Genomic DNA, 26114 nt, shown 5'->3' on the forward strand with positions numbered 1-26114 from the left:
CCTTGCTCATTCGCTGTGGTCCCAATCTGCCGGCACCCATTCTGACGTATGCAGTCGTGACGGATGTGACCGATGTGAACCGGAGCAACCATACCGGCGAGATGTCGGTCCGGTTGCAAAATGGGCAAACCCCAGCGAATTTCGGATCGCCGACGAATCTCCCCTGACCATGGCGAGTTCGGTCCGGGCACCGAGGCGAAAATGGGCGAGTGGCTATCTCGGACCGCATGGACCGCGATCAATCTGACTTACAGTCAGTGTCTGGACGTAAAAGTAATCAATTGATAGCGTTGCAGTATGACCGCTTCACCAGATGTCGCCGTCCGCTGGGAGCTCGGCTCCGATCGTCCCCGCGAGGATTACGGATTCTTCGGACCGGATTCACCGACGTGGAAGGTGTGGACCAGTCCCACCGCACTCATCGGGTTTCAGCGCTCGGTGGTGCTCGAGCACTTCGAGCCCCATCTGGCCGCCGCCGTGGCCGACTCGGCGGGCATCTATCGGGATCCGCGAGGACGGATGGATGGAACCCTGGCCTACTTCCTCATCGTCGCGACCGCCGATTCACGAACCGCCGTTGAGGCCTCCGAGCACCTGCAGAAGGTTCACGCTCGCTCCAAAGGCACCGACCCGGTGACCGGCAAGCGGTACAGCGCCAATGATCCGGCCTCGCAGCTCTGGATCCATGTCACCGGCTGGCATTCGGTGCTCAAGTGCTACGAGATGTTCGGTCCTGGACCGTTGAGCCAGGCCGAGGAGGACCGCTACTGGTCCGAGTGCGTGATCGCCGCCGAGCTGCAGACCGTCAACCCGGCCGACGTTCCCCGGTCCCGTGACGAGGTGCGTCAGTACTTCGCTCAGATGCGTCCCGCGCTGTGTACCTCCGAGCGGGCACAGCACGCGATGCACTAACTGCTGCGCACCCCGCGCTCTGGCAGCAATCTGCGGTTCTGGGCCGTCAGTCGAATGATGGCACCGGCGACCATCGCGACACTGCCGCGTTGGATGCGGGAGCTGGGTCAATTCGATCAGCCGGGGATCGTCGACGCCGCGTACCGGCCGTTGGTATCGGCAGCCATGTCGATCGCCGGCGTTCCCGCGGTGGAAGACTCCATCGCGCGATTCGCCAAGCTACCCATGACGGCAACGACCCTGCGTGACTTCCACACCGGCAAGACGCCCGTGCGTCCCGTCACCGTCACTCCCGCCGAAGCCAAGGAGCGGTACGGGAGGCGCGCCACCGCATAACGTGGCGCTTTACGCTGGCTAGTTGTGACAGCTCCCACCTACCGTCCGCGCCGTACCACTCTGGCCGTTCCGGGCAGCAGCCAGAAGATGATCGACAAGGCGAAAACCCTTCCCGCGGACGAGATCTTCCTCGACCTTGAGGACGCCGTGGCGGCACCGGCCAAGGTGGAGGCGCGTCAGCGCATCGTCGATGCTCTCAATGCGCCGGGATGGTCCGGCCAGCTGCGATCGGTGCGCGTCAATGACTGGACCACCGAGTGGACCTACGCGGATGTGGTGGAGGTTGTCACGCGGGCCGGCGGCAACATCGACAACATTCTGCTGCCCAAGGTGGTGGACGCTTCGCATGTGACGGCGTTGGATCTGCTGCTGACCCAGGTTGAGCGTTCACAAGGACTCGAGGTGGGCGCGATCGGTATCCAGGCGCAGATCGAGAACGCCGAAGGACTCACCAACATCGATGCGATCGCATCGGCGAGCCCGCGGGTGCAGTCGCTGGTCTTCGGCCCCGCCGACTTCATGGCCAGCCTTGGCATGCGCACCCTGGTCGTCGGGGAGCAGCCTCCGGGCTATGACGGCGAGGCGTATCACCACGTGCTGATGACCATCCTGGTTGCCGCGCGTGCCCACGGCGTCGACGCCATCGACGGCCCCTATCTCAAGGTGCGCGACGTCGATGCCTTCCGGGTCGCGGCCGGTCGTTCGGCCGCGCTGGGCTTCGACGGGAAGTGGGTGCTGCACCCCGCCCAGGTCGAGGCCGGCAACGAGATCTTCAGCCCGCGCCAGGAGGACTACGACAGGGCCGAACTCATCCTGGACGCCTACGAGTGGCACACCTCGGTGGCAGGCGGCGCACGTGGCGCGGTGATGCTCGGGGACGAGATGATCGACGAGGCCAGCCGCAAGATGGCCCTGGTAATCGCCGGCAAGGGCCGTGCTGCGGGTATGGCGCGACAGGCACCCCCGTTTGAGCCCCCGACGGGCTAGTACGAACTCGAACTGCCGCCCGAGGCGACGCCGATGATCATGATCAACACCCAGAACACGATCACCGCGGCACCGATGATGATCCCGGCGATGGCGACACCCTTGCCGTCCTGCGGTGAGTTCTTCAGCTGATTGAGCGCGATGAAGCCCATGATGACTCCGGCGATCGATCCGATGCCGCAGAAGACGCCGACGATCGACGCGATCAACGAACCGATGGCCAGCGGGTTGGTACCGCCACCGGTCTGCCCGTAGGCGCCGTATCCGTACGGGTCGGCGTATCCGGGCGCCGGGTATCCGGGATAGCCACCGGCAGCGGGGTAACCCGGCGGCGGGTATGGGCCCGGCTGTCCCGACTGATACGGGGGATACGTCTGGCCGTATTGCGGATATGCCGGCGGTGCCGTCGGATACGGCGGCGGAGCCGTGGGATAAGCGGGAGGAGCGGTCGGATAGGCGGGGTAGGACGGGGGAGGTCCGGGCGTCTCCCACGCCGGGGGAATGCTCGGAGGCACCTGGCTGGCCGAGGAAGCGGCATCGGCCGGAGGCGCGGACTGTTCCAGGGGCGGATACTCGTATCCGGACGAGGCGTCGGGGCCGGTGCCGGAGGGTTCGTTGCCCGGGGTAGTCATGGCGCAAACCTAGCGTATCGAGGACGTTTCTGGCCGAGCTGCGGGTGGAAAGTCGCAGGTCGCGGTCAAAGGGGCACCATCCGGTGCCGTCGGGCGTTAAATGGGTGCCAGCTAGCGCGTTACCGTGCATTACCGACTTCTGCAGGAGGATCGAACTCGTGGGACAACCGCTCACACCCGGGCAGCCACAGCGCTCGACGTCACCGCGTTCCCCGTTGTCTTCTTCCCTGTCTTTGCCGACGCCACCGCAAGGTTGGCCCATCGGTTCGTACCCGACGTACGCGGAGGCTCAGCGCGCCGTTGACTACTTGTCCGATCAGCAATTCCCGGTCGAGAACGTCACCATCGTCGGCGTGAACTTGATGCAGGTCGAACGGGTGACCGGCCGACTGTCCTGGCCCAAGGTGCTCGGCGGGGGCATGCTCAGTGGAGCGTGGTTGGGCCTGTTCATCGGCCTGGTGCTGGGGATGTTCAGCACCAACCTCGCCGGCTCGCTGGTCGTGGGACTTACCGTCGGATTGGTGTTCGGATTGGTCACCGCCGCGGTGCCCTACGCGATGACGAGGGGCACAAGGGATTTCGCATCGACCATGCAGCTGGTCGCGGGACGCTATGACGTGCTGTGCGAGCCCGCGCAGGCAGAGGCCGCGCGCGACATGCTGGCCAAGCTAGCTATCTGAGCCTGCTCGGCTGCGGGCCATATGGCGTTGGCCTGCGGCGTTGCCCGCGCCCCGGATGGTGAGACGCGCGCACCGAACATGTTGCATGTCACCTGGTTTTAGCTCTACGGTTGCCGCGCGGGACGGGTGTGCCCGCCGTACCGGCACACGGAGGTGCCGAGACGCGTCAACGAACCAGGAGGCGGTCGTGTTGGAGTCGTCGGCCGGATGGTTCCGACGGAAGGCTGTGGCGCTGGGCGTCACGTGCCTGACGCTGGCTTCGCTGACGGGATGCGCTCGCTCCGACGACGAGATCGTCATCCGCTTCTACACGCCGTCCAGTGAGGCGGGGACCTTCACGGCCGCTGCGCAGCGATGCAACAAGGAACTGGGTGGGCGGTTCACCATCCGGCAGGTGAGCCTTCCGAAGCGGGCCGACGAGCAACGGCTGCAGCTGGCTCGCCGATTGACCGGTAACGATCGCACCCTGGACCTGATGGGCATGGACGTGGTGTGGACCGCGGAGTTCGCCGAAGCGGGTTGGGCACTGCCGCTTTCGGACGATCCGGCGGGTGTCACCGACGCCAACGCCCAGCGCGACACTCTCGCGGGTCCGCTGGCCAGCGCCCGCTGGAAGGACAAGCTGTACGCCGCCCCGTTGAGTACCAACACCCAACTGCTCTGGTACCGCAAGGACTTGGTTCCGGAACCGCCCGAGACGTGGGATCAGACGGTGCAGGAAGCCGAGGGCTTCGCGCGAACGGGCGGGCCTAGTTGGATTGCGTTGCAGGGCAAGCAGTATGAGGGCCTGGTGGTGTTGTTCAACACCCTACTGGTCAGCGCAGGCGGCTCGGTGCTGGGCGATGACGGCAAGCGAGTCACCTTGACCGATACCCCGGAGCATCGCGCCGCCACGGTCACCGCATTGCGGATCATCAAATCGATCGCGACGGCAGACGGTGCCGATCCTTCGATTACCCAGACCGATGAGGGCACAGCGCGTTTGGCCTTTGAGCAAGGTAAGGCCGCCTTTGAGATCAATTGGCCGTTCGTGATGGCCAGCATGATGGAGAACGCGATCAAGGGCGGCGTTCCGTTCCTGCGTCTGGATCGGCGCCCGGATCTGACCGGTGCGATCGGCGGCGCGGGACGCTTCGAACCGAACGACGAGCAGTTCACGGCCGCGTACGAGGCAACCAGTGCGGCACTCGGTTTCGCACCGTTTCCGGCGGCGGTCGCGGGGCAGCCCGCCAGGGTCACCATCGGTGGGCTGAACATCGGGGTCGCCAAGACAACGCGCTACAAGGCGCAGGCCTTCGAGGCGTTGAACTGCCTGCGCAGCCGCGAGAACCAGAAGGCGACGGCAATCGAGGGCGGCCTCCCCGCGGTGGACTCCTCCCTCTACGACGATCCCGAATTCCAGGCCAAGTACCCCGCGTACGCAATCATCCGCGAGCAACTCGCCAACGCCGCGGTGCGTCCGGCGTCCCCGTACTACCAAGCCATCTCGACAAGAGTCTCGGCTGCGCTGGCGCCGATCACCGGAATCGATCCCGAGCGCACCGCCGATCTGCTCACCGATCAGGTGCAGAAGGCCGTGGATGGACGGGGGCTGATCCCGTGACCGGTTCGGGTGTCAAAGAGGCCGCCTCGGCGGGGAAGAAGTCCGAGCGGCGTCTCGGTCTCCTACTGATCGCACCGGCCGCGCTTCTCATGCTCGCGGTTACCGCGTACCCCATTTGCTATGCCATCTGGCTCAGCCTGCAGAAGTACAGCCTGGCCAGCCCGCAGGACCGCAAGTTGGTGTGGTTCGACAACTACGTCACGGTGTTGACCGACCGATATTGGTGGAGCGCCCTGGTGGTCACACTTGCGATCACGGTGATTTCGGTGGTCATCGAGCTCGTTCTCGGCCTGACCCTCGCGCTGGTGATGCATCGAACGATCTTCGGGAAGGGCGTGGTGCGCACCGCCGTGCTGATCCCCTACGGAATCGTCACCGTCGCAGCGTCTTACAGCTGGTACTACGCGTGGACTCCGGGTACGGGATATCTGGCGAACCTTCTTCCTTCGGGTAGTGCGCCACTGACACAACAGATTCCATCGCTTGCGGTGGTGATATTGGCGGAGGTGTGGAAGACCACGCCGTTCATGGCTCTGCTGTTGCTGGCCGGCCTGGCGCTGGTCCCAGACGACTTGTTGAAGGCCGCCCAGGTCGACGGTGCCAACGGCTGGAGCAGACTGATCCGCGTCACCATCCCGATCATGAAACCGGCGATTCTCGTGGCGCTGCTGTTCCGAACCTTGGATGCCTTCCGGATCTTCGACAACATCTACGTGCTCACCGGTGGGAGCAACAACACGGGGTCGGTGTCGATTTTGGGGTACGACAACCTGTTCAAGGCCTTCAACGTCGGGCTTGGTTCGGCGATCAGTGTCCTGATCTTCCTGTGCGTGGCCATCATCGCGTTCATCTTCATCAAGGTTTTCGGTGCCGCCGCACCGACGGCCGATGACGAAGGGGCAAGACGGTGAGCCGCACAAGTCCGTCGCGCGCTCGGCAGCTGTCGGGGTGGGTGATCGCCGATGTGTTGGTGCTGTGTTACGCGCTGGTGCCGGTGCTGTGGGTGCTGAGCCTGTCGCTCAAACCCACCTCCACGGTCAAGGACGGCAAGTTCCTCCCATGGCCGGTGACGCTTGACAACTACCGCAGCATCTTCAGCGGAAACGTGTTCACCTCGGCACTGGTGAACTCCATCGGCATCGGGCTCATCGCGACGGTGATCGCCGTCAGTGTGGGCACCATGGCCGCGTACGCAGTGGCTCGACTGGACTTTCCGGGGAAGAAGGCGCTCGTCGGCGCGGCACTGCTCATCGCGATGTTCCCGCAGATCTCGCTGGTGACACCGATCTTCAACATCGAGCGCTCGGTCGGCCTGTTCGACACCTGGCCAGGACTGATCATCCCGTACATCACCTTCGCGTTACCCCTGGCCATCTACACGCTGTCGGCGTTCTTCCGTGAGATCCCTTGGGAATTGGAGAAGGCCGCCAAGATGGATGGAGCCACACCGGCGCAGGCCTTCTGGAAGGTGATCGCGCCGTTGGCCACACCGGGCATCGTCACGTCCGCGATCCTGGTGTTCATCTTCGCCTGGAACGACCTGCTGCTGGCGATCTCGCTGACCGCCACGGACCGATCCATCACCGCCCCGGTCGCCATTGCGAACTTCACCGGCAGTTCGCAATTCGAGGAGCCCACCGGATCGATTGCCGCGGGCGCCATCGTCATCACGGTGCCGATCATCATCTTCGTGCTCATATTCCAACGACGGATCGTTGCCGGACTGACCTCCGGTGCAGTGAAGGGTTAGCGATGGCTGAGATTGTGCTGGACCAGGTGTCCAAGACGTACGCGGACGGTTCCGCGGCGGTGCAGGACGTCAGCCTGAACATCGCCGACGGCGAGTTCATCATCCTGGTCGGGCCATCGGGGTGCGGTAAGTCGACGACGTTGAACATGATCGCCGGACTCGAGGACATCTCCTCGGGCGAGCTCACGATTGCCGGTGAGCGGGTCAACGAGAAGGCGCCCAAGGACCGCGATATCGCCATGGTGTTCCAGTCGTACGCGTTGTATCCGCATATGACCGTGCGCCAGAACATTGCCTTTCCGCTGACCCTGACGAAGATGAGCAAGGCCGATGTGAACGCGAAGGTCGAAGAGGCCGCGAAAATCCTGGATCTGACCGACTATCTGGATCGCAAGCCCGCCAACCTCTCTGGAGGACAGCGCCAGCGGGTGGCGATGGGCCGTGCGATCGTGCGCAGTCCGAAGGCGTTTCTCATGGACGAGCCGTTGTCCAATCTCGATGCCAAGCTGCGGGTACAGATGCGCACCGAGATCGCGCGGCTACAAAAGCGGTTGGGTACCACCACCGTCTACGTCACGCATGATCAGACCGAAGCGATGACGCTCGGGGATCGCGTGGTGGTACTGCGTGCCGGAAAGGTGCAACAGATCGGCGCTCCCCAGGAGCTCTACGACACCCCGGCGAACCTGTTCGTCGCCGGTTTCATCGGATCTCCTGCGATGAACTTCTTCCCCGCGACGCTTACCGATATCGGTGTGCAGCTGCCGTTCGGCGAGGTGACACTCGAGGCGAGTGTCTACGCCAACGTTTCCGCCAAGAAGGCCGGCGTTTTGGGTAGTGATGTGATCGTGGGGATTCGGCCCGAGCAGTTCGAGGACGCCACATTGGTCGACACCTACAAGCGCATCACCGGACTGACGCTCACCGTCAACGCCGACATGGTGGAGTCGCTGGGTTCGGACAAGTACGTGCACTTCACCACCGAGGGCGGCGCGGCTCATTCGGATGAGCTGGCTGAACTGGCCCAGGAGGCAGGGTCGGCTGGGGCAGACGAGAACGAATTCGTGGCAAGGCTTTCCGCGGCGTCCAAGGCCGTGGAGGGGCAGCCCATCGAGCTGATCATCGACACCGGCAAGCTGGTGGTTTTCGATGCCGCATCCGGGGAGAACCTTTCACTGCCCGGCAATGGCACTACCGGGCAGTGACCGGCGCGGGGATGAATTCGGACGAGATCGTCCGTCAGGTACGCGCGCATCTGGCCGATCACTTCACGGGTATCGGTGCGGGCGAACCGGATTCGGCCTCGGTCACCTTTCTCGGCTCTGAACCCTATGAGCTGCTGCGCTACGGTCCCGATGACGCCGGGGTATCGCATTTCGTCTCCGTGGGAGCCTCGCGGTATCCCATGGCCGACCCGGGGGAGATGCTGACCTCCGAGGAGCTGGGCCCGCGCGCCGAAGTGCTGATCAGTCTGCGCGGCAATGTCTTTCCCGGCCTGGCCCGATCTCTTGCGGTGCTGGCCGCCTCGCCTGCGGTGGAGGGGCTGGTGCTCACCGAGGACGCGTTGGTCGATCTGGGGCAGCCGCTCTGGGACGATCCGGCACGGCAGGCGTACACGGCGGTGCTGCTGCAGACCGGCGATATCCCGGATCTTCCGTTACCCGAACCGCTCTCGCCGGTGCGCTTTCTGGTGGCGGTACCCATCACCGCCAACGAAGCGGCCTGGGTACGGCTCAAGGGCGCCGATGCGTTGAGGGATGCATGGCAGCAGGCCGATATCGATGTGAAGGATCCGTCGCGCGCCCACGCGCAGCCGAGCTAGTGCGCTACAGCCACCCGTTCTTTCGGAAGTTCCGGTACAGCAGCGTGCATACGACGACCATGACGAGCAGGACGATCGGATAGGCGGCCGGCTCAGCCAGCTCGGGCATGTGCTCGAAGTTCATGCCGTAGATCCCGGCGAGCATGGTCGGAAACGCGGCGATACCCACCCACGCGCTGATCTTGCGCATGTCGGTGTTCTGCTGCATGGCCACCTTGCCCAGGGCCGCATTCACCAGGGAGGTGAGCATCTCGTCATAGCTTCCTATCTGATCGGCGGCGTGGCTCTGATGATCGAGCACGTCACGCAGATACCTGCGGACTTCCTTGGTGATCAGATCGTTGTGGTCCTGGGTGAGCTTGCTGAGTGCTCCAGTGAGCGGGCTGATCGCGCGACGCAGCTCCACCACTTCGCGCTTGAGCATGTAGATGTGCTCGATATCGGTGCTGGAGCGGGGCGAGAAGACGTTCTGCTCCATGGCGTCGATATCCGTTTCGACGAGGTCGGAGACCTCCATGTACGAGTCGACCACGCGATCGGCGATGGCATGCATGACGGCATACGGGCCCAGCCGCATGTGATCGGGATCGGAATCCATCTGGGCGCGCACCTTCGCCAACCCGCTGTGGTCGCCGTGGCGCACCGTCACCACGAAGTCGCCGCCCACGAAAATCATGATCTCGCCGGTCTCCACGATCTCGCGGGCGGAGGAGATAGATTCGTGTTCAACGTAATTCACGGTCTTGAGAATCAAGAACAGAGTGTCGTCGTACCGCTCGAGTTTCGGACGGTTATGCGCGTGCACGGCATCCTCGACGGCCAGCCGATGCAGTCCGAAAGGCTGAGCGACCGCCTCCATCTGATGTTCGTCGGGTTCATGCAGACCCACCCAGACGAACCCGCGATCCAGCGAGCGCACCTTCTCCAGCGCGGCGGTGGGCGTGTACTTGCCCGGCAGCCGGACCCCGTCGACGTACACACCACAGTCGACAATGGCGCGGGCGAGGGGGACCGGGATGCGCTTGGCATCGGTCTCGGGTTCGCGGCCGCGGATAGGTGAACGCAACGACGACGGATTGACCGACGGAAATCGCGCCATGATGTGGGCTCCCTGCTCGCAACCAATCGTTCTGCGGAACCGTTCCGCGCGATGGTAACCCGCGAGCCTGTGGGACCGCCTGGGACACTGAAATCGTGACATTCGATATTGCGGTGTTCACCTCAGTGTTCATCACCCTGGTCGTCATCATGGATCCCCCGGGTGCGGTACCGGTGTTTCTGTCGCTGACGGGCCGACAGCCCGCCGCCGAACGGCATCGCGCCGCCTGGCAGGCGCCGGCGGTGTCGTTGACCGTCATCTCGATGTTCGCGATCGGCGGCCAGGCGATTCTGACCTACCTACATATAGGTGTGCCCGCGCTGCAGGGCGCGGGCGGCCTGCTGCTGCTCATCACAGGCCTATCGCTCTTGATGGGCGGCGCCACCAGCCAGAACGCCGATAGCGGGGTCAACGTGGCGCTTGTCCCGCTGGGCACCCCGCTGATGGCGGGGCCGGGAGCCATCGCGGCGACCATCATCGCGGTCCGTCAAGCGCAGGGGCAGGTGGGCACGTATCTGGCCATCGCCGCCGCGATCCTGTGCGTGCACCTGGTGCTCTATCTGACGCTGAGGTTCTCGACGGTGCTGATCAGGGTGCTGCGGGAGGGCGGAATCATGCTCCTGGCCCGGGTCGCGGGTCTGTTACTGGCCGCCATCGCGGTGCAGATGATCGCCGAGTCGGTGCGTGGATTCGTGGCAGGCGCGTAACGGGCCGCTCACAGTTCCAGAGTCGCCAGGAGTGACTTTCGTGGGGGCCAGTAGTCTCACCGCTGTGACCGCATCCGACGTTGTCGTGACAGATGAAGAGATTTTCGAAGCACATATCGACGGGAAGCTGTCGGTAGAGCTCAAGTCGCCGCTGGACACACAGCGCGCACTGTCGATCGCCTACACCCCGGGTGTTGCGCAGGTATCGCGGGCCATTGCCGCCGACCCCAGCCTGGCCAAGAAGTACACCTGGGCGCATCGCCTGGTCGCGGTCGTCAGCGACGGCAGTGCGGTGCTCGGCCTCGGAGATATCGGTCCTTCGGCTTCCCTGCCTGTCATGGAGGGCAAGAGCGCGTTGTTCAAGACCTTCGCCGGGCTCAACTCCATCCCGATCGTGCTCGACACCAAGGATCCCGACGAGATCGTCGAGACGCTCATCCGGCTGCGCCCCACCTTTGGTGCGGTCAACCTGGAGGACATCTCGGCGCCGCGCTGTTTCGAAATCGAGCGGCGCGTGATCGAGGCGCTGGACTGTCCGGTGATGCATGACGACCAGCACGGCACCGCCATCGTGGTGCTGGCGGCGCTCATGGGCGCATCGCGTGTGTTGGGCCGCGATCAGAAGTCGCTCAAGGTGGTGATCTCCGGTGCGGGTGCGGCCGGCGTCGCATGCGCCAACATCCTGCTGGCCGACGGCATTACCGATGTGACGGTGCTGGACTCGAAGGGCATCGTGCATTCCAGCCGCGATGACCTCAACGAGTTCAAGGCAGACCTTGCCGGGCGCACCAACCCGCGTGGTCTCACCGGCGGACAGGCTGAGGCGCTCGCGGGTGCCGATGTGTTCCTGGGCGTTTCGGCCGGAAAGGTCGACGAGGCGCTCATCGCGACCATGGCCGACGAGAGCATCGTCTTCGCGTGCTCCAATCCCGATCCCGAGATTCACCCGCACGTGGCCGCCAAGTACGCCGCCATTGTCGCGACCGGACGCAGCGACTTCCCGAATCAGATCAACAATGTGCTGGCCTTCCCCGGTGTGTTCCGTGGGGCGCTGGACGCCGAGGCCACCAAGATCACCGAGCGGATGAAAGTGGCTGCGGCCGAAGCAATCTTCTCGGTCGTGGAACCAGACCTGGCACCGAACAAGATCGTGCCGAGCCCGCTCGATCCGCGCGTCGGACCCGCCGTGGCCGCCGCGGTCCAGGCTGTCGCGCACGAGAGCGACTAGCCCGCTAGCCGTCGATGTTCAAGGTTCGCGGGTGGATAGCGGGGCTGCTGGCTGCGGTGTCCGTACTCGCCGCGTGTTCGGACAATCATGGTCCCGCACCGTATTTGACGGTGGTGACCACAAATGACCCGCAGTATCGGGTGCTTGCGCACATCTATGCCGCGGTGGTGAAGGCGACCGGTATCGATACCAAGGTGCGTGAGAGTGCCGATCCGGTAGCCGAATTGGATACCGGTATCGCGAGCGTCGCACCCGGATTCACCGGGAGGCTGCTACGGCAGTTCGCGCCACAGCAGCGGGCCAGCGGTGACGAAGAGGTCACCTATAAGTCCATGATCGCCGCCCTGCCCGCCGGTGTGGCAGCCGCCGATTATGGGACTGCCGAAGATCGTCCGGCGCTGGCGGTGGCGGCGTCCCCGAGCGCCTCGTCCAAACCGACACTGAAGACCCTGGTGCGGCATTGCGATCAACTGGCGCATAGCGGACAGGTGGGGCAGGGCCCGGTGCCGGTGCCGCGCGTCGGTCCGTGTGAGACCGGTGCGCCCCGCCAGTTCGTCAGCGCCGCTGAACTTTTCGCGGCACTGAAGCACAGTGAGATCGCGGTGGCCTGGACCAGCACTGCCAGTCCGAGCCTGCCTGTCGACGGGGTCACCCTGCTCGACGACGAGTCCGAGTGGCTTCCCGCCAACAGTGTGGTGCCGTTGTACCGTCGAAACGAGTTGACCGAGCCACAAGTGTTGTCGCTCAACAAGGTTGCCGGTGAGTTGACCACCGGAGACTTGGCGGCGATGACCCGGGAGGTGTCGGGCGGCGCAGACCCTCAGGGCGTGGTGGACACCTGGCTCAACGATCACCAAATTTTGCTGCGTGGATGATCGCAGTGCTGTGACCTGCGATAACGCCGCAGGCAATCAGATTGTGACTTGACCCGAATATTTGACACGTGGTACCCAAGTGTCACTATGGCGATCCCACTGGGCCCCAATGTTGCGGCCACAGCACCTGTACGTGGCACTGAGCTGTACCCGGGTGACCTGCCCGGATTGCGGCTACCGAACGGCGTGGAGGGCTGGGCGCGGCCCGAGCTGGCCTCCGTCGTCCGAACCTTCGAGTGGATGTTCACCAAGTACCGCCTCGGCGGCGGTGGTCTCTGTGTCTACGTCGACGGTGAACCGGCATTGGATATCTGGGCCGGAGCGGCTGCCGCGGGGCAGGGCTGGACACGCGACACCGGAGCGCTTGTCTTCTCGGCGTCGAAGGGCATCGCGGCCACCGTGATTCACCGTCTGGTCGATCGTGGCCTACTCGTCTATGACGCCCCGGTTGCGCGTTACTGGCCGGAGTTCGGCGCCAACGGTAAGTCCTCGATCACCGTGCGCCAGGTTCTCGATCATCGCGCCGGACTTTCCCGGTTGGACGGGATCGCGCGCCATGCGGAGGAAGTCACCGACCACGAGCTGATGGAACAGCGTCTGGCCGCGGCGCCGGTCGACAAGTTCTACGGCAAACGCGCGTATCACGCGCTTACCTTCGGGTGGCTGCTTGCGGGCCTGGCCCGGTCGGTCACCGGCAAGGACATGCGTGAGCTGTTTCGCACCGAGATCGCCGAGCCGCTCGGGGTCGAGGGGATACATCTCGGACGTCCGCCGCGGACCTCGTCGACCAAGGCCGCTTCGATGTACCCATTCCTGGATCCGGTGGCGACCCGGCCTGTGGTGGGCCGGGTGCTGCCGACAGTCATCCGTGCCATCGATCGTCTTCCCGGTTTCGAGGGCGCGATCGGCACGATGTACGAGCCCGGAATGGAGCGGATTCTCGCCGACGACGGCACCCTGAGTTCAGCGCTGTACGACATGCAGGCACCCGCGGCCAACGCGGTCGCGACGGCACCGGCTCTCGCCAAGATGTACGCCGCCCTGGCAGGCGGTGGCACTGTCGAGGGCCGTGAGTTCCTTTCGCCGGAAACCGTTGCCGGGCTTGCTCGTAGGATCAACCTGAGCATCGACCGCACCATCGTGTTCCCCATGGGCATGCACCTGGGATACATGTCGCTGCCTATGAATGGATTCCGCGGCGGATTCGGCCACATCGGGCTCGGCGGCTCGATGGGATGGGCCGACCCCAAGCGCAAGATCGCTGTCGGCCTCGCACATAACCGGCTGCCGCTTACCATGGCTCTCGACCAGATCTCGTTTGCGTTCTTGTGGCCGCAGATCGTCAAGGCCGTCGGCTGACGTCGTGAAGTGCCCCCAATCGTCGAGCGTCGATTGGGTATCTGTCCCGACATCTGACTCATCACCCTTGTCTTGACGCCAAGTACCTGGTACTCACTGTTACTTATGGCACAACCTCACGGCCTCGATGACGCGGTCCCGGAATCACCGCTACCCACCCCCTTCGCCTATCCGCCGCTGGAACGCGGTGTGGAGCTGCTGCCGGGGGTGAATGGCTGGGCGCGCCCGGAGTTCCGCGGGGTGGTGCGCGTCTTCGCGCTTGCCTTTACCCGGTACCGCGTGGGCGGTGGCGCAATCTGTGTGTACGTGGACGGCGAACCCGTATTGGATCTGTGGGCCGGTCAGGCGCAGAAGGGGCAGGCCTGGACGCGGGATACGGCGCCGGTGATCTTCTCGGCGTCCAAGGGAGTCACCGCCACCATCATCCACAAACTGGTGGACCGCGGACTGCTTGAGTACAACGCCCCGGTCAGCCGGTACTGGCCCGAGTTTGCCGCTCATGGCAAGGGCGCGATCACGGTCGACGAGATTCTGTCGCATACGGCGGGGCTGTCGCGACTGACGGGTATCGCGCATAACTACGAGGAGATGTTCGACCCGGATCTGATGGCCGACCGGTTGGCCGCAGCGCCCGTCGACAGATATTTCGGCAAGCCCGCCTATCACGCGTTGTCCATCGGCTGGCTCATGGGACGGCTCGCCAAGGCTGTCACCGGTAAGGACCTCGAAGAGCTGTACCGCACCGAACTGGCCGAGCCACTGGGCGTCGACGGTCTCCACATGGGTAGGCCGCCCAAGGGTGCGCCCTCTGAATCAGCGGCGCTCACACCGCATTTGGACAGGGTCGCACGGTCCGGCTTTATCCGTCGGACGGCTCCGCCGGTCATGGGGATGCTCGACAGGATGCCCGGGGCCAAGGGTGCGGCTTCCACGCTGTACCAGCCGGGTGCCGAGATGCTGCTGGCCGACGACGGGCATGCGAGTGCTCCGGTGATGGATCTGCGGTGCGGAGCCGGCAGCGCCTGCTGTACCGCACCCGCGCTGGCCAAGCTTTACGCGGCCCTGGCGGGCGACGGGAGCGTTGACGGAACACGATTGCTCTCGCCCGAAGTCACCCAGGGCCTCGGACGCAAGAACAGCTACCAGATAGACCACACGCTCGGGATACCGATGGGCTGGCACCGCGGATATCACTCCCTGGTGGCGCCGGTGATCGGTGGCGGCTTCGGGCATATCGGCGCGGGTGGCTCCTTCGGCTGGGCCGATCAGAAGCGCAGGATCTCCGTTGCCATCGTGCACAACCGGCTGCCGACCACGATGGTCTTTGACCAGACGATCATCGGCACCTTCTTGCCGTCGATCATCCGCGCGGCGCGCTAGCGCCACACGGATGATCGACCCGGGTCGTTACTTGGTGGGCTTGGGCATGACGAAACGCGTCACCAGCGAGAAGATGTCCTGGTAGCGCGCCCCGGTGATCCGAACGACCACATCGAGGATCTTGGCATCGGGCCCGACGAGTACGCGTGGCTTCTTCTTGCGTACGGCGGTCAGGATGATGCGTGCCGCGGCCTCGGGGCTGGTGTTCGCGAGGTACTTGTCGAACAATGCGGCCCCGGCCTTGACGTCGTAGCCCTCTGCGGCGGTGGAGTTGCGTGCGATGGCGGTCTTGATGCCGCCGGGGTGCACGCAGGTGACCGCGACCGGCTTCTTGCCGATGATCATTTCCTGGCGCAGCGACTCGGTGAAGCCGCGTACCGCGAACTTGGCCGAGTTGTAAGCACTTTGGCCCGGCATGGACAGCACGCCGAACAGGCTGGAAACGTTGACGACGTGACCGTCGCCGGAGGCGATCAGGTGCGGCAGGAAGGCCTTGGTGCCGTTGACCACGCCCCAGAAGTCGACGTCGATGATCCGCTCGATGTCCTTGAACTGGCTTTCCTCTACCTCGCCCTGATAGGCGATGCCGGCGTTGTTGTAGATCTGGTTGACCTTGCCGAAGTGCTCCTTGATGGCATCGGCGTAGAGCAGGAAGGCTTCGCGCTCAACGACATTGAGGCGATCGGCGCGAACATCCGCGCCCAGGGCCTTGACCTGGCGTTCGGTCTCTGCCAGGCCTTCGGCATCGACATCGCTGATGGCCACCTTGGCGCCAGAGCGTGCGAGTTCCACCGCCAGGGCACGTCCGATTCCCGAACCCGCACCGGTCACCACGGCCACCTTGCCGCTGAAGCCTTCCATAGATGTCTCCTTGTTAGACGACTGTCAAATAGTCAGAGTAGTGGGTCAGTGGGAGCGTTTGGGCATCAAGAATCGCTCGACGAGAACGAACAGATCCTGGTAGCGCGCGCCGGTCAGCCGAACCAGGAAGTCGATCACCTTGGCATCGGGCCCGACGAGTACGCGCGGCTTCTTCTTGCGAACGGCGGTGAGGATGATCCGGGCCGCCGCCTGCGGACTGGTGCGTGCGACCCGATCGAACAACTTCGCGAACTGTGCGTGGTCATAGCCCTCGGCCATGGTGGCGTTGCGGGCCACGTTGGTTTTGACGCCGCCGGGGTGCACGCAGGTGACCGCGACCGGCTTCTTGCCGATGATCATTTCCTGGCGCAGTGATTCGGTGAAGCCTCGTACCGCGAATTTTGCTGCGTTGTAAGCACTTTGGCCGGGAGCCCCCATGATGCCGAAGATGCTGGAGACGTTGACGACGTGACCGTCGCCGGAGGCGATCAGATGTGGCAGGAAGGCCTTCGTGCCGTTGACCACGCCCCAGTAGTCGACATCGATGATCCGCTCGATGTCCTTGAATTCGCTGACTTCCAGGTCGCCGTGGAAGTCGATGCCGGCGTTGTTGTAGATCTGGTTGATCTTGCCGAAGTGCTCTTTGACGACGTCGGCGTAGAGCAGGAAGGCTTCGCGTTCGGCGACGTTCAGCCGATCGGAGCGAACCTCCGCGCCCAGGGCCTTGATCTGACGTTCGGTCTCGGCGAGGCCCTCGTTGTCGATATCGCTGATGGCAACCTTGGCGCCCGAGCGCGCGAGTTCCACCGCCAGTGCTCGTCCGATTCCCGAACCCGCACCGGTGACCACGGCCACCTTGCCGCTGAAGCCATCCATGACTACTCCTGACAGATTTACGTTGCGACGCTGACGTCAATCAGTGAGGGTAATGGATGGTGGCGCGGCGTGGTCGGGTGCCGGGCAGGTGAGGGTCAGGCCTTGAGGCCAACGCATATCCAGTCGACCGACACCAGGGGTGGCGTGAACGGGCGTTCCACCGGGCGATGCACGACGACGTCGAACCCGGCACGCGAGAACAGCCGCTCCATTTCGCGGGCTGTGGGAAAGTGCGCCGGTCCGCGTTCCCCGGTTCCGCGTCGCATCCAGCGGCGCTCCCTCGGGCAGATCGTGGCGACCGACACCATGCCGCCGGGGGCGAGCACTCGATAGAACTCTGCCAGAGCGGCGGGCTGATCGAAGAAATGGAATGCCGACGTTGTGACGACCGCGTCGAGAGCACCGTCCTCGAATGGAAGCTGCTCCGCGGGTGCCTTCCTCCACTGGACGTCGGTGGTCCGTGCGCGTGCCTTGGCGAGCATGCCATCGGACATGTCGATCCCGAAGACGGATGGTTGGTGAAGCTCGGATTGAATTCGTGACGCCAGTATTCCTGTACCACAGGCAATATCGGCAATCCGTCGAGCGCCGTGTGCGCGTAGTTGCCTAATGGTGTCGTTTTGCGCGGGGCTGTAGATGTGGCGTTGCACGAGCGGGAAGTTGTACACCTTCGACATCACGGTCCAATACCGCGTGACCAGATTATTGAGTGAACGCCGTGGGGCGATGGCAGTCATCGTTGAAACCTAGGATCGGCGCCCGCGGAAGGTCGGTGACTCGTCCTGATCTTTGTGAAAGATACGAGGCCCACGCCCGAAAGCTATGACCGGCCCCAATAACCGGCGAACCGGTGCGGTGAACCTTCGAGCAAACCTCCCAACTCGGGTACAGGACGGTAGGGTGCGCAAGGGTCTCACGGATGTGATCGGTGAGGGATACGGGTATTCCACGATGCAGTGGGAGAAGGTTGGAGTCCGCTGATGACGGCGTCACTCAGTGATCGGTTCATGCGTCGGCTGCCGGAGACGGCGCGCCGCGCGGTGGACTGCTTCGCTTCCGAGGTGCCGTACTACGGAATGCTGCCGCGCGAGGTTCTCGACGGCGAGATCACCGAGTTCACCAAGCAGCACTTCCGAATCTTCTCTCGGGTGATGCTGGAATCGCGGGCGCCCACCGAAGACGAATTCGCGGTGTCGATCCTGGCTGCGTCCCGGCGCGCGCAGGAGGACATCCCGCTTCCGGCGATCCTGGCCGTCTACAACGTCGCCGCACGGGTCGGCATAGAGACACTCCGGGAGCTGGCCACCCCCGACGAGTTCGATCAGGTATTGACCATCAGCATGCAGGTGCAGCGATATCTGCAACTGATGCTTCCTGCCGTAACCGCCGCGTATCTCGAAGAGCGCCAAGGTCTTTACAGTGCGACAACCGAGGCCCGGCGCGATCTCTTCGATGCTTTGGTCAAGGGGGAGCCGTGGACCGACGCCGCTGAACGCGCCAGTGTCACGCTCGCACTGTCGTACAACGTGCTGTTCCTGTACATGCCCGAACCCGCGGCCAACACCGTGGTGGCGCGCAGACGTGCGCACCTGGTGCAGGACATCGTCGACGAGCGTGCACGCGAACCCGTGCTCACCTCCCTGGACGGCCGTGGCGGCACCATCTTGCTGCCTGCGGTGGGTGCGGTGGAGTCGCTGCTGCCCTTGTTCTCCGAGGTGGCCGGGGGACCGGTCACGCTCGGAGTCGCCGATGCGACCGACCCCGATGAGATCGCCGCCGCAGCGGATGAAGCACGCGAATTGGCTTTACTCGCATTACGGCTCGGTCGAGCGCCGGGTGCGTACCGGCTCTCCGATCTGCTGTTGGAGTACCAGATCACTCGCCCGGGGAGAGCCCGAGAGTTACTTGCCGCCACCATCCAGCCACTCGCGGCCCACCCGCACTTGCAGCAGGCACTCAGTGCGTATCTGCAACACGAGCACGGGCGGCAGCTCGCGGCCAAATCGCTGCATGTGCATCCGAATACCCTCGACTATCGGTTGCGCCGCGTCGCCGAACTCACCGGCCTGGATCCCGCGCAGCCTTCTGCCGCACGGACATTGGCGGCGGCCCTACTGGCGGTCAGAACCTCCGGAGGTATGCCGTCACAGTCGTCCGGCAAGTAGCTTCACCACTGCCACGATCTGTCGGAGGTACATGATCAGGGCGCGTGTCGAGAGGACCGTGGATAACACGGTCCGGACATCGGGTCGCGTGGGTAATGTCTTGCCGCGCATGCGTTCATCAAGCCAGCCGAGCGCGTCATGGCCGCCGGACAGTAACAAGAAGACGCGGTCGCTGGCACGGTCGCGCCGGTAGGTGACCTGTGCGCCACCGGCGATGTAGTCCTCGGCGAGCTGGTCCGTGCTGGAAACCGGCAACAAGACATCGTGGATCGAGTGGTAGAGATAGATCGGTGCGGTCGGGGTGCGCAGCCCCAGCGTCATCGCGTCGGTGAGGGCGGCTATTTCCGGGGTGTCCATCACCTCTTCGAGCGGGCGATCGAAGATCCTGTTGAAGTTGAGAAATGGCCAGTACAGCAGCGCCTGGATGACGGTAAGACGCTCGGCCTTCTCGACCATCCGGCGGCCTCTTTTGGTGAGGTGCTTCTGCAGAAAATCCTGGATGGATGGGCTCACCCGCATCATTGCCGCCAGCACGATGATGATGAGGCCCGACGAGTACTGGCCACTGAGCTGGTGCATGAGGGGTCCGGGTTGGGGTGCGGGCGCACCGATCAACGCCCCGACCAGGTTGAGTTCGGGCGCGTACTCACCGGCGAGTTCGGCGGCCCACGCGGTGGCGTTACCGCCGGCTGAGTAGCCCCACACCGCGGTTGGTGTGTGGTTGGTCAGGCGCGGGATGCCGTCCTCGCCCGAAGCGGCAATGGTGGCGCGCAGCGCGTCCAGCACGTGGTAGCCGGGTTGTTTGGGCGCCATCCAGAGGCCCTTCGGGCCCTCATGATCGCTGATGGTGACGATCCACCCTCGTTGGAGCGCGGCAACCGCCAGCAGAAACTCGTTCTGCGACTGGTTGATACCGAAGGTGCGGTGCTGCAGGTAATAGGAGGGGAACCTCTTGGGGGTGACGGCGTCGATCGCGCTCTGGAAGGCCAGCAGCGGAGATTCCGATGTCGCGTTCTTGGGGACGAGCACCGTGGTCACCGTGGTCTCCGGCGCCCCGTGCAGGTCGGTGCTGCGATAGAGCACCTGCCAGGCATGCAGCTTCAGCGGGAAGAGCCCGAAGAAGCCGATCTGAACTCGCCGGCGGCGCAGGGGTGTTCCGGGTGCGGCCTTCTCCCAGCCGTCGGCGGGACGGAAGAACGGGTCCTGTGGCGACGGTAGTGGCTTGCCAAGTTGCATCGGCCAGGCCTCGACTGGCTGGGTCGCCGGGGCCGACGTGGGCGCAGTGCCGGCTGTCATCTGGCTCCTGTCCTCGCTCTTGTCATCCCGGGTGAATCGATGGGCTGTGCTGATGCCCGAAGAAGAATCAGGGGATTCGCGCAGCGTATTCAACAAGAATGATTCGTGGCAACGAATCGACGTTGAATCGGGGTTACCCACCAAGGCGCTAGTTCGACCTTGTGGTTCATCACCGATTAGGCAAACGGCCGAAGTCAACCTCGAGACCATTCTCAGGATACACGGGCCGACATCATTGCTGTCCAGAGGGTTGCTGGCGAGGAATGCTGCAACCCAAAATGAACACACTGGTTAATTTCTCGACGCAAAGGACGGGCCACTGATGCGGTACCTACAGGCGCCCGACGAACAGCTTCAGGATTCCCCATTGCCAGCGCAGCTGGCTCCGCACGGCGCGGAAGTTCAATGACGTCGATATCACGGTGCGGACGTCCGGTTCGGGCGGCAAGGGTCTGCCCGCTAACCGCGCAGCCAACCACCCGAGGGCGTCACTGCCGCCGAGCAGGGCGAGCAGGATGTGCTCGGTGGTCCGGTCGCGCCGGTAGGTGACATGCGTGCCGCCCTCGATGTAGTCCCGTGCCAGCCTGTCGGAGGCCGTGATCGGTAGCAGCTGGTCATGGACGGCGTGGTACAGGTAGACCGGTGCGCCGGGTGTGCGTTGCCCCAGACGCATTTCCTCGGTGATGGAGCTGAGTTCGGGAGCATTCATCAATTCCTCGACGGGCCGATCGACGAGCATGTCGAAGTTCTTGAAGGGTCACCGTATGGCCGATTCGACCAGGCCCACCTCCGCCGCTTTGGTGATGATCTGACGGCCACGCCGGTTCAGGTGCCCGCCGAGGAATTCGCGTGCACTCGGGTGCGCTCGCATCATCGCGGCCAGCACCGGTGGGATGAGTCCCGAGGCGAATCTGCCGCTGTGTTTTTGCACCAGCGCGCCCGGCTGGGCTGCGGGAGCGCCGAGTAGAGCTCCGACGACATTGAGTTCTGGTGCGTAGACAGGCGCCATTTCGGCCGCCCAGGTGCTCGCCGTCCCGCCTCCGGAATATCCCCAGAATCCGACGGGGACATCGACGGGGAGCTGGGGTATGCCGTGCGTGCCACTGGCGTTCAAGGTAGCTCGCACACCGTCCAGCACGTGATACCCCGGCTGCCGGGCCACCATCCATAGTCCTTGTGGCCCTTCGTGATCACTCACCGAAACGATCCAACCGCGGGCGAGTGCTGCCACCATCAACAGTAGTTCGTTCTGGGTCTGGTTGAGCCCGAACGTATGCGGAAGCAGGCCATAGGAGGGGAACGCACGCGGGGATACCGCGTCGATGGCGCATTGGTAGGCCAGAATCGGCGACGTCTCATGTGCATCGCGGGGAACCAATACCGTCGTGACGGTGGTCTCAGGCGCGCCGTGGAGATCTGTCGTGCGGTAGAGCAGGTGCCAGGCCTGCAGGCGCAGGGGGATGACCCCGAACAGTGCAATCCGAGCTTTCCTGCGCCGCAACAGACTTCCGGGCAGTGTGTTTTCCCAGCCGGACGGAGGGCAATAGAACGGGTCCTCGGGTGAGGGCCTGGGCTTACCGCTGAGCGGTGGCCATTCCTCCACCGGCAGTGTTATGGGTTCGATTGCGGGTGCGGTCTTGGCCGTCATTGGCGCAGCGTATTGAACACGCGCGCAACGGGACAGAGGTCCAAGAATGAATCAGGCCCGCCCCCTAAGGGGCGGGCCTGACCTTGGGTTCAATCACTCCTGTGCAGATGTGGGGGCGAAGGCCTCGTCGATGATCTCCTGCTGCTCGACGGCGTGCACCTTCGAGGAACCGGACGACGGCGCCGACATGGCACGTCGGGAGATCTTGGTCAGACCGGCGAGGCGCGGCACCACCTCGGGCAGGTTCAGACCGAAGGTCGGCCAGGCGCCCTGGTTGGCAGGCTCTTCCTGTACCCAGATGTACTGTGCGCCATCCGGATAACGGCTGAGGGTCTCCTCCAGGCGATAACGCGGGATGGGGTACAGCTGCTCGATGCGCACGATCGCAACGTCGTCACGCTTGTCGGCAGTCTTACGTGCCAGCAGGTCGTAGTACAGCTTGCCGCTGGTCAGCAGAATCCTGCGAACCTTGCTGCGATCGCCGACCCCGTCCTCGTAGTTGGCTTCTTCGAGGACAGAGCGGAACTTGCGGTCGGTGAAGTCCTTGATATCGCTGACCGCAGCCTTGTTGCGCAGCATGGACTTCGGTGTGAAAACCACCATCGGCCGGGTGATGCCGTCCAACGCGTGCCGGCGCAACAGGTGGAAGTAGTTCGCGGGTGTCGAGGGCATCGCGACCGTCATCGAACCTTCGGCGCACAGCTGCAGGAACCGTTCGATACGGCCCGAGGTGTGGTCGGGGCCCTGTCCCTCGTGGCCGTGGGGGAGTAGCAGCACCACTTCGGAGAGCTGTCCCCACTTGGCCTCGCCGGAGGAGATGAACTCGTCGATGATCGATTGCGCGCCATTGACGAAGTCGCCGAACTGAGCCTCCCACAACACCATTGCATCGGGGTTGCCCACCGAGTAGCCGTATTCGAAGCCGACGGCCGCGTATTCGGACAGCGATGAGTCATGCACCACGAGGTGTCCGCCGGTGGGGTTGCCTTCGGCGTCGACACTGACCAGCTGCAAGGGACTGAACTCATCGCCGTTGTGCCGGTCGATGATCACCGCATGGCGCTGGGTGAAGGTGCCGCGTTTGGAGTCCTGGCCGGACAACCGCACTACCTTGCCCTCGGCGACCAGGGTGCCGAATGCCAGCAGCTCGCCGAAGGCCCAGTCGACCTTGCCCTCGTAGGCCATTTCGCGACGCTTTTCCAGCACGGGCTTGACGCGCGGATGCACGCTGAAGTCCTCGGGTACCGCCAGGAAGGCGTCACCGATGCGTTGCAGCAGTGTCTTGTCGACGGCGGTGACCAGCTTCTGCGGGAGCTGCTGGTCTTCTTCCACCGACTCGCTGGGCCGCTGCTGGTACTTCTCCAGGTCACGGACCTCGTTGAACACCCGCTCGAGCTGGCCTTGGTAATCGCGGAGGGCGTCCTCGGCTTCCTTCATCGAGATGTCGCCGCGGCCGATGAGGGATTCGGTGTAGGTCTTACGTACACCGCGCTTGGTGTCGATGACCTCGTACATCTGCGGGTTGGTCATCGACGGATCGTCGCCCTCGTTGTGACCGCGACGGCGGTAGCAGACGAGGTCGATGACGACGTCCTTGTTGAACTTCTGCCGGAAGTCGACGGCCAGGCGTGACACCCAGACGCAGGCCTCGGGGTCGTCGCCGTTCACGTGGAAGATCGGGGCGCCGATCATCTTCGCGACATCGGTGCAGTACTCGGTGGAGCGGGAATGCTCCGGCGCGGTGGTGAAACCGATCTGGTTGTTCACCACGATGTGAATGGTGCCGCCGGTGCGGTAGCCGGGCAGGTTGGCCAGGTTCAGGGTTTCAGCGACCACGCCCTGCCCGGCGAATGCGGCGTCACCGTGCAGCATCAACGGCACCACGGTGAAGCGGCCACCATCGGTGCCGACGTCGAGGAGATCCTGCTTGGCGCGAACCAGGCCCTCCAGTACCGGGTCGACAGCCTCAAGGTGCGAGGGGTTGGCCGTCAGCGACACCTCGATGTCGTTGTCGCCGAACATCTGGATGTAGGTGCCGGAGGCTCCCAGGTGGTACTTGACGTCACCGGAGCCGTGGGCCAGCGCCGGGTTCAGGTTGCCCTCGAACTCGGTGAAGATCTGCGAGTACGGCTTGCCGACGATGTTGGCCAGCACGTTCAGCCGGCCGCGGTGCGGCATGCCGATGACCACTTCGTCGAGGCTGTGCTCGGCGCTCTGATCGATGACCGCATCCATCATGGGGATGACGCCCTCGGCGCCTTCCAGTGAGAAGCGCTTCTGCCCAACATATTTGGTGGCCAGGAAGGTTTCGAATGCCTCGGCCGCGTTGAGCTTGGAGAGGATGTACTTCTGCTCGGCCACGGTCGGCTTGTCGTGTTTGACCTCGATGCGCTCCTGCAGCCACTTCTGCTGCTCGGGCTCCAAGATGTGCGTGTACTCCACCGCGGCGTGCCGGCAGTACGCGTCGCGCAGCACCGAGAGCACGTCGCGCAGCTTCATGTACTCCTGGCCCTTGAATCCCGAGACCTTGAACTCGCGGTCCAGGTCCCACAGGGTCAGCCCGTGGCTGAGCACATCCAGATCGGGGTGGCTGCGGAAGCGGGTCTTGTCCAGACGCAGTGGATCGGTGTCGGCCATCAGATGGCCCCGGTTGCGGTATGCCGCAATCAGTTCCAGCACTCGGGCGTTCTTGTCGACGACGGAGTCGGGGTTGTCGATGCGCCAGCGCACCGGCTCGTACGGAATGCCCAACTCGCGGAAGATGTCATCGAAGAAGTCGTCGGAGAGCAGCAGCTGGTGCACCGTGCGCAGGAAGTCGCCGGACTCGGCGCCCTGGATGATGCGGTGATCGTAGGTGGACGTCAGCGTCATGTGCTTGCCGATGCCCAGATCGGAGATGCGCTCCTCGCTGGTGCCCTGGAACTCCGCGGGGTATTCGAGCGCACCGGCGCCGATGATGGCGCCTTGCCCGCGCATGAGACGCGGCACGGAGTGCACGGTGCCGATGGTGCCCGGGTTGGTCAGTGAGATGGTGACCCCGGAGAAGTCCTCGGCGGTGAGCTTGCCGTCCCTGGCCCGGCGCACGATGTCCTCGTAGGCGTTGATGAACTGGCCGAAAGCCATTTCCTCGCATCCCTTGATGGCTGCCACCACCAGGGTGCGGTTGCCGTCCTTGCCGGGTAGGTCGATGGCCAGACCCAGGTTCACGTGTGCGGGGGTGATGGCGACCGGCTTGCTGTCCACTTCGGCGAAATGCCGGTTCATGTTCGGGAAGCTCTTGACGGCCTGGACGATGGCGTAGCCCAGCAGATGCGTGAAGGAGATCTTGCCGCCGCGGGTGCGCTTGAGGTGATTGTTGATGACGATGCGGTTGTCGATCATCAGCTTGGCCGGGACGGCCCGGACACTCGTGGCGGTCGGGATTTCCAGGGACGCCGACATGTTTTTCACGACGGCCGCGGCGGCGCCGCGCAGCACCTGGGTCTCGTCACCTTCGGCGGACGGGATAGGAGCGGCGGCCGGCTTCGGTGCCGGGGCGGCAGCGGCGGCCGGTTTCGGTGCGGGGGCTGGGGCGGCGGCCGGTTTCGGTGCGGGGGCAGCCGGTGCCGCGGGCGCGGGGGTCACTGGTGGCGCAGGGGCGGGCGCGGGCGCGGCGGACTGGCCGTTGGTGACATCGGTGGCGGGCTCGGCCACATAGTCGGCAAGAAATTCGTGCCAGCTGGAGTCCACCGAGGACGGGTCTTCCTTGAATCGCTGGTACATCTCTTCGACCAGCCATTCGTTCTGCCCGAATTGGGGATTTGAACCGTTCACGGCAGTCTTCGCCTCGCTCCGTCTCGTTCGGTATTCAGTCCGTTCAGCGACCGGTACCAGGCTAACGCGTCGCCAAAAGGGGTGA

20 protein-coding genes and 2 pseudogenes are annotated in these 26114 nt (G+C 64.2%); 14 read left to right on the plus strand and 8 right to left on the minus strand.

The annotated features are described in order from the left end of the window. Window positions 1–297: 297 nt before the first annotated feature. Together MSTE_RS06565 and MSTE_RS06570 are read left to right on the plus strand one after the other, a co-directional pair. Window positions 298–1248 (plus strand): annotated as a pseudogene (locus tag MSTE_RS06565) (oxygenase MpaB family protein). A 24-nt stretch (window positions 1249–1272) separates the two neighbouring features. Then, window positions 1273–2235: an HpcH/HpaI aldolase/citrate lyase family protein gene (locus tag MSTE_RS06570; RefSeq protein ID WP_096499898.1), complete on the plus strand. Its 963-nt coding sequence runs from the start codon at window positions 1273–1275 to the stop codon at window positions 2233–2235. On the opposite strand, the gene MSTE_RS06575 is transcribed toward MSTE_RS06570, so the two are convergent. Then, window positions 2232–2867 (minus strand): DUF4190 domain-containing protein, encoded by a 636-nt coding sequence (locus MSTE_RS06575; protein ID WP_096499900.1) that lies wholly within the window; start codon window positions 2865–2867, stop codon window positions 2232–2234. The genes MSTE_RS06570 and MSTE_RS06575 overlap by 4 nt on opposite strands. Window positions 2868–3025: 158 nt before the next feature. On the opposite strand from MSTE_RS06575, the gene MSTE_RS06580 reads away from it, so the two are divergent. The 6 genes from MSTE_RS06580 to MSTE_RS06605 all read left to right on the plus strand — a co-directional run bounded on the left by MSTE_RS06580 (window position 3026) and on the right by MSTE_RS06605 (window position 8722). Continuing rightward, a complete protein-coding gene (locus MSTE_RS06580; RefSeq protein WP_030094813.1) occupies window positions 3026–3547 on the plus strand; it encodes a general stress protein in 522 nt (173 codons plus the stop codon). A 187-nt stretch (window positions 3548–3734) separates the two neighbouring features. Next, entirely contained in the window at window positions 3735–5150 is a 1416-nt protein-coding gene (locus MSTE_RS06585; protein WP_096499902.1) for an ABC transporter substrate-binding protein, read from the plus strand. Continuing rightward, the gene (locus MSTE_RS06590; protein WP_096499904.1) at window positions 5147–6061 is read left to right on the plus strand and encodes a carbohydrate ABC transporter permease; all 915 of its coding nucleotides are present in this window, start codon (window positions 5147–5149) and stop codon (window positions 6059–6061) included. The genes MSTE_RS06585 and MSTE_RS06590 overlap by 4 nt, the downstream gene beginning before the upstream one ends. Before the next feature lie 29 nt (window positions 6062–6090). Beyond that, window positions 6091–6900 (plus strand): carbohydrate ABC transporter permease, encoded by an 810-nt coding sequence (locus MSTE_RS06595; protein ID WP_408645910.1) that lies wholly within the window; start codon window positions 6091–6093, stop codon window positions 6898–6900. A gap of 2 nt (window positions 6901–6902) precedes the next feature. Next, window positions 6903–8105 (plus strand): ABC transporter ATP-binding protein, encoded by a 1203-nt coding sequence (locus MSTE_RS06600; protein WP_096499908.1) that lies wholly within the window; start codon window positions 6903–6905, stop codon window positions 8103–8105. A gap of 11 nt (window positions 8106–8116) precedes the next feature. Continuing rightward, a complete protein-coding gene (locus MSTE_RS06605; RefSeq protein ID WP_096505542.1) occupies window positions 8117–8722 on the plus strand; it encodes a suppressor of fused domain protein in 606 nt (201 codons plus the stop codon). Between the two features lie 4 nt (window positions 8723–8726). Here the strand turns inward: MSTE_RS06605 and corA are convergent, their stop codons facing one another. Further along, the gene (gene corA / locus MSTE_RS06610) at window positions 8727–9821 is read right to left on the minus strand and encodes a magnesium/cobalt transporter CorA (protein WP_030094819.1); all 1095 of its coding nucleotides are present in this window, start codon (window positions 9819–9821) and stop codon (window positions 8727–8729) included. A 95-nt stretch (window positions 9822–9916) separates the two neighbouring features. Between corA and MSTE_RS06615 the strand changes: the two genes are divergently transcribed. From MSTE_RS06615 to MSTE_RS06635, 5 genes are all read left to right on the plus strand, one after another. Continuing rightward, window positions 9917–10528 carry a MarC family protein gene (locus tag MSTE_RS06615; RefSeq protein ID WP_070920300.1) on the plus strand — a complete coding sequence of 204 codons (612 nt, stop codon included), beginning with the start codon at window positions 9917–9919 and terminating at the stop codon, window positions 10526–10528. A gap of 85 nt (window positions 10529–10613) precedes the next feature. After that, the gene (locus MSTE_RS06620) at window positions 10614–11756 is read left to right on the plus strand and encodes an NAD(P)-dependent malic enzyme (protein WP_193442079.1); all 1143 of its coding nucleotides are present in this window, start codon (window positions 10614–10616) and stop codon (window positions 11754–11756) included. Between the two features lie 14 nt (window positions 11757–11770). Beyond that, the gene (locus tag MSTE_RS06625; RefSeq protein WP_096499912.1) at window positions 11771–12631 is read left to right on the plus strand and encodes a glycine betaine ABC transporter substrate-binding protein; all 861 of its coding nucleotides are present in this window, start codon (window positions 11771–11773) and stop codon (window positions 12629–12631) included. An 87-nt stretch (window positions 12632–12718) separates the two neighbouring features. Next, on the plus strand, window positions 12719–13990 hold the full coding sequence (locus MSTE_RS06630; RefSeq protein WP_096499914.1) for a serine hydrolase domain-containing protein: 1272 nt from the start codon (window positions 12719–12721) through the stop codon (window positions 13988–13990). A 105-nt stretch (window positions 13991–14095) separates the two neighbouring features. Then, window positions 14096–15370 (plus strand): serine hydrolase domain-containing protein, encoded by a 1275-nt coding sequence (locus MSTE_RS06635; protein WP_096499916.1) that lies wholly within the window; start codon window positions 14096–14098, stop codon window positions 15368–15370. 27 nt (window positions 15371–15397) lie between these two features. Here MSTE_RS06635 and MSTE_RS06640 read toward each other — a convergent pair whose 3' ends face one another. From MSTE_RS06640 to MSTE_RS06650, 3 genes are all read right to left on the minus strand, one after another. Continuing rightward, entirely contained in the window at window positions 15398–16231 is an 834-nt protein-coding gene (locus tag MSTE_RS06640) for an SDR family NAD(P)-dependent oxidoreductase (RefSeq protein WP_096499918.1), read from the minus strand. 45 nt (window positions 16232–16276) lie between these two features. After that, window positions 16277–17107, minus strand: coding sequence for an SDR family NAD(P)-dependent oxidoreductase (locus tag MSTE_RS06645; protein ID WP_096499920.1), 831 nt, complete (start codon window positions 17105–17107; stop codon window positions 16277–16279). A gap of 95 nt (window positions 17108–17202) precedes the next feature. Next, entirely contained in the window at window positions 17203–17844 is a 642-nt protein-coding gene (locus tag MSTE_RS06650) for a class I SAM-dependent methyltransferase (protein WP_096499922.1), read from the minus strand. A gap of 243 nt (window positions 17845–18087) precedes the next feature. On the opposite strand from MSTE_RS06650, the gene MSTE_RS06655 reads away from it, so the two are divergent. Then, window positions 18088–19272 carry a PucR family transcriptional regulator gene (locus tag MSTE_RS06655; protein WP_096499924.1) on the plus strand — a complete coding sequence of 395 codons (1185 nt, stop codon included), beginning with the start codon at window positions 18088–18090 and terminating at the stop codon, window positions 19270–19272. Here the strand turns inward: MSTE_RS06655 and MSTE_RS06660 are convergent. From MSTE_RS06660 to MSTE_RS06670, 3 genes and pseudogenes are all read right to left on the minus strand, one after another. Beyond that, complete coding sequence (locus tag MSTE_RS06660; RefSeq protein ID WP_096499926.1) at window positions 19252–20568, minus strand: lipase family protein; 1317 nt, start codon at window positions 20566–20568, stop codon at window positions 19252–19254. The two genes, MSTE_RS06655 and MSTE_RS06660, sit on opposite strands and share 21 nt — an antisense overlap. A 331-nt stretch (window positions 20569–20899) precedes the next feature. Then, window positions 20900–22216, minus strand: a pseudogene (locus tag MSTE_RS06665) (lipase family protein). A gap of 93 nt (window positions 22217–22309) precedes the next feature. After that, window positions 22310–26029: a multifunctional oxoglutarate decarboxylase/oxoglutarate dehydrogenase thiamine pyrophosphate-binding subunit/dihydrolipoyllysine-residue succinyltransferase subunit gene (locus tag MSTE_RS06670; RefSeq protein ID WP_096499928.1), complete on the minus strand. Its 3720-nt coding sequence runs from the start codon at window positions 26027–26029 to the stop codon at window positions 22310–22312. Window positions 26030–26114: the final 85 nt, after the last annotated feature.

Origin of the sequence: [Mycobacterium] stephanolepidis (assembly GCF_002356335.1) — a bacterium.
Classification (GTDB): Bacteria; Actinomycetota; Actinomycetes; order Mycobacteriales; family Mycobacteriaceae; genus Mycobacterium; species Mycobacterium stephanolepidis.